The 4,401-nt window shown below is 69.8% G+C and carries 3 protein-coding genes; all 3 read right to left on the bottom strand.

The window, feature by feature from the left end; genetic code table 11:
• Positions 1–125 precede the first annotated feature (125 nt).
• Positions 126–1,031 (bottom strand): cation diffusion facilitator family transporter, encoded by a 906-nt coding sequence (locus tag DMC18_RS15940; RefSeq protein WP_110120457.1) that lies wholly within the window; start codon positions 1,029–1,031, stop codon positions 126–128.
• A 42-nt stretch (positions 1,032–1,073) separates the two neighbouring features.
• Positions 1,074–3,962 carry a TonB-dependent receptor domain-containing protein gene (locus DMC18_RS15945; RefSeq protein ID WP_233245276.1) on the bottom strand — a complete coding sequence of 963 codons (2,889 nt, stop codon included), beginning with the start codon at positions 3,960–3,962 and terminating at the stop codon, positions 1,074–1,076.
• 139 nt (positions 3,963–4,101) lie between these two features.
• Positions 4,102–4,401 (bottom strand): citrate/2-methylcitrate synthase (locus DMC18_RS15950; RefSeq protein ID WP_304538939.1); only part of this gene is annotated, 300 nt, incomplete at its 5' end.

Raw genomic sequence — 4,401 nt, forward strand, 5'->3', positions numbered from 1 at the left:
CAAGACCCTCCCCCTGAAGGGGGAGGTGTCGGCGAAGCCGACGGAGGGGGATGTGACTGCGGAATCTGGGCGGGTTGGGAAGCTGGTCGGACTTCCCCCTCCGGCCCTCCGGGCCACCTCGCCCTTCAGGGGGAGGGGTTTTCTGAATGGCCTCGCGGATCCGGATGCAGTAGCACGTCCGCGCTTGGGAAGGCGGCCTTCACCCGGTCTTCGGCGGCGCTCATCACCGCGTGCGCCTGCGCCAAGGTCTGGCCGGCGGCCAGGTCCATGTGGCCCTGGACGTGGATGTTCGGGCCGGCGGCGCGGGTGCGCAGCTGGTGCACGCCGCCAATGCGGGGGTCGTCGACCAGCAGGGCCAGGATCGCCTCGCGTTCCTCGACCGGCAGTTCGTGGTCCATCAGCTGGTCGGCGGCCTGGCGGAACACGCCCACCGCGCCCCACAGCAGCCAGGCGGCCACCGCCAGGCCGGCGGCGGCGTCCACCCAGGTCCAGCCCAGCAGGGCGACGGCGGCGAGACCGGCGAGCGTCACGGCGTTGGAGGCCAGGTCGGCGGCGTAGTGGGCGTGGTCGCCGGCCACCGCCACCGAACGGGTCTTGGCCATGACGGCGGCCTGGGCGCGGATCAGGGCCAGGGTCAGGCCGATCGAGACGATCATCACCCCGATGCCCCAGACGCTGTGTTCGACGGGCTTGGGATGCAGCAGGCCGTCGATCGCCTCGCGCCCGATCAGGGCCGCCGAGGCGAACACGAGCCCTCCCTGGATCAGGCTGGAGAAGGCCTCGGCCTTGCCGTGGCCGAAGCGGTGCTCGGCGTCCGGCGGCTCGGCCGCGTAGCGCACGGCGAAGAAGGTGATCAGCGAGGCCACCAGGTCCAGCCCCGAATCCGCCAGCGAGGCCAGCATGGCCAGCGAGCCGCTGGCCAGCCAGGCGCCGCCCTTGATGACGATCAGGATGGCGGCCGTTCCCACCGACAGGGCGGTCACTCTTCGAGTGAGGGCGGCGAGCTCGGCGGGAGAGGCGGGCGCGGTCATGGCCCAAGCTGTAACACGACCGCGCCCAAGGTCAGTCCCCGCCTACTGGCGGTAGGTCAGGCGGAAGTAGAAGTAGCGCCCCGGCGCGTCATAGGCGTTGGGGTCGTAGTTGTTGAGGCCGCAGCTGATGCAGCCCGGCGGGTCCTTGTCGAACAGGTTGTTGACCCCGAAGGCGACCGCGGTGGTCTCGCCCAGGAAGGCGGGCTTCCAGCGCAGCTGGGCGTCGATATAGGTGCGCGAGGCCAGCTTGTTGTCGGCCGCCGCCGTCTCCTTGACCGACGACAGGTAGCGGGCCGAGGCGCTGGCGCCCCAGGCCTTGTGGTCCCAGTCGACGGTCAGGGTGGTCTTGGTCTTCGGGTAGGCCTGGTCGGGGCTGCCCCGCTCGGTGCCCTCGCGCGGGATCTCGGTGAAGCCCGTCGCGGTCGGCACGATCTCGGTATATTCGAGCAGGAAGGTCGAATAGGAGCGCAGCGACAGGCGCCCGAAGTCGTAGGTCGGCGACGACCACAGGACGTTCAGGTCGATGGCCCGGGTCTGGATGCCGCCGATGTTGATCAGCGGGTTGGTGATCGCCGCCACCTGGCCCGAGGCGGTGCGGGTGATGGTCGAGCAGGCCAGGCTGTCGGCCAGCTCGGCGCAGCGGGCCAGCAGGCTCTCCCCGGAGAGGGCCTGGATCGCCGAGTCGAGCTCGATGTCGGAATAGGCCAGCTCGATCGAGCCGTTGCTGGCCCAGCTGGCGTCCTTCAGCGCCTTGGGCTCCCAGACGATGCTGACGTTCTTGCTTTCGCTGGTCTCGGGCTTGAGCGCGTTGTTGCCGCTGGTGATCACCGACAGCTGCGGATTGAGCTGCACGTAGCTGCCGCTGGCCGGCACGCCGGCGGCGATGCAGTTGGCGCGGACGGTGGCGCTGGCCGGGGTTCCGCCCGACAGGCCCAGCATGTCCGAGCAGGGATCGACGATCTCCTGGTCGAAGCGCGAGGCCGCGCCGAACAGCTCGCCGATCGACGGCGCCCGGAAGCCCTGGCCCCAGGAGGCGCGGACCAGCAGGTCCTCGGCCGGCCGCCAGTTGACGCCGGCCTTGTAGATCGAGTCCCGACCCGAGGTGGAATAGTCGAACCAGCGACCGGCGGCCGAGACCTCCAGGCGATGCGCCAGCGGCAGGTCGGCCAGCAGCGGCGCGCGCAGTTCCAGATAGGCCTCGTCGACCTTGATCTCGCCCTTGGCGGGCTGGGCCGGGATGTCGGCCGACAGGCCGGCGGCGACCACGGCGTCGGGCTGGAAGTAGCCCTTGGTCTGCCGATGCTCGTAGCCGGCGGCGAAGGCCAGCGGCCCGGCCGGCAGGGCGAAGAGGTCGCCGGTCAGGTTGGCGGTGAAGTCGTGCAGTTCCTGCTGCGAGACGTCCTGCTGGGTGAAGCCGATGAAGCCCAGCATCTCCGAGGTGATCGAGCCGACGCCGCCGAAGATGTTCAGCGGCACGCACGAGCCGGTGCAGCCCGACAACGGACCCAGCGCCTGCTGCACGCGGGCGGCGTTGACGTTGCCGGTGAAGCTCTGTTCGGCGTGGTTGCGCGAGGCGGTGGCGTTGACGTCCCAGTACCAGGTCTTCTCGCCCAGCTTCAGGTCGCCCGACAGGCTGGCGTTGACGTTCCAGGTGTCGACCGTCTGGGCGTAGTGGCGGGGACCCGCCTCGACCAGGCGGCGGCCGACGAAGGCGTAGGTGCCGCTGGTCAGGGTGAAGCCGAACGGGTTGTAGGGGTTGGTGGCGTCGACCGAGACGGTGTCGAGCAGGTTGCCGTTGCCGGCGTCGGGGCCGACGAACAGCGGCAGGGGGGCGGCCTGGTTGGCCGACTTGCGCTGCACGTAGCTGGCGCGGACCTTCAGCTTGACGCTGTCGGTGAAGTCGTGGGTCACGGTCCCGAACAGGCTGACCCGCTCCGACGGCGTGACGATGTAGTTGTAGGGCTGGAAGTTGAAGCGGTCGGCGGTGGTGAAGTTCTTGAAGCTGCTCGACGCGCCGGTGGGATCCAGCGGGTTGTAGGTGGGCCGCACGCCGGCGGCGAGGGCGGCCTTCAGGGTCAGGTCCAGGTCATTGCCGGTGTTGGGGTCGCTGACGATGAACCGGCCCAGCGGCGTGCCCGACGAGCAGCCGCCGTCCAGGCACGAGGTCGAGAAGGGGCTGGGGAACAGCGAGATGTCGCGGTCGGCCGACATGACGCTCTTCTGCTTGAAGTAGCCGCCGCCGATGACGATGCTGGTCTTGTCCTCGGTGGCCCCCCACGAGACGTTGTAGTCCTGGGCGAAGCCGTCGCCCTCGCCGTAGCCGCCCACCTGGGCCGACAGTTCCAGGCCCTGCTGGCGCTCGCGGGTCAGGATGTTGACCACCCCGGCGATGGCGTCCGAACCGTAGATCGGCGAGGCGCCTTCCTGCAGGATCTCGACGTTGCGGATCATGGCGTTGGGGATGGTGTTGAGGTCCACCACGCCGGGCACGCCCGAGGCCGCGGCCCCGCCGACCCAGCGCTGGCCGTCGACCAGCACCAGCACCCGGCGCGAGCCGAGATAGCGCAGGTCGAGCTCGGCCGAGCCCGCGCCCACCCCGCCGCCGTCGGGCGGATTGCCGAAGTTGCCGGAGTTGTTGAACTTGGAATTGAGGCCGCCGCCGGCGGCCGGCACGCGCTGCAGCACGTCGACGATCGAGGTCAGGCCGGTCTTGGCGATGTCGTCCTGGCCGATCTGGAAGACGGCCTGGCTCTTGTCGAGCGGACTGACCCGGATGCGCGAGCCGGTGACGACCACGGCCTCGACGCTGTTGTCGTCCGGGGTCTGGGCGGCCGCCGCGACGGGCGCGGCGGCGACGGAAGTCAGGAATAGCGAAAGAAGTCCTTGGCCGATGCGGTTCATGCCGTGCCCTTCCAGCAGCGATATCCCCACGGTCAAGGTTGAGTCGTGGATTCGCTCGCGCAGAAGGTGAATCGGCGGTCAAAAATGTGTCAAGTTCGTCGAACGGCGATACGTCGTTTCGCGGCTTTGTGTGTCTTTCGCAACAATCGTGCGCGGTTTGGCTGCGCCCTCATGCCGCCGCCTTGGGCCGAGGGCCGACATAGATCGACTGGGGACGGATCAGTTTACCGCCAGCCTGCTGCTCGCGGGCGTGGGCCAGCCAGCCCACGGTGCGTCCGGCGGCGAACACGCAGGTGAAGGCCTTGGGCGGGAAGCCCAGCGCTTCGAGCAGCAGGGCGGTGTAGAACTCGACATTGGTCTCCAGCGGCCGGTCGGGCTTGCGCCGGCGCAGGATGTCGAGCGCCGCCCGCTCCACCGCCTCGGCCAGGGCCAGGCGGCCGGGCAGGGCGCCGGCGGTGCGCGACAGCCG

Source organism: Caulobacter sp. D5, from assembly GCF_003185805.1.
Lineage (GTDB): Bacteria > Pseudomonadota > Alphaproteobacteria > Caulobacterales > Caulobacteraceae > Caulobacter.

Coding starts and splice junctions, on each gene's coding strand:
- DMC18_RS15940 (WP_110120457.1), bottom strand. CDS start 1,031: ATGACCGCGCCCGCCTCTCCCGCCGAGCTCGCCGCCCTCACTCGAAGA.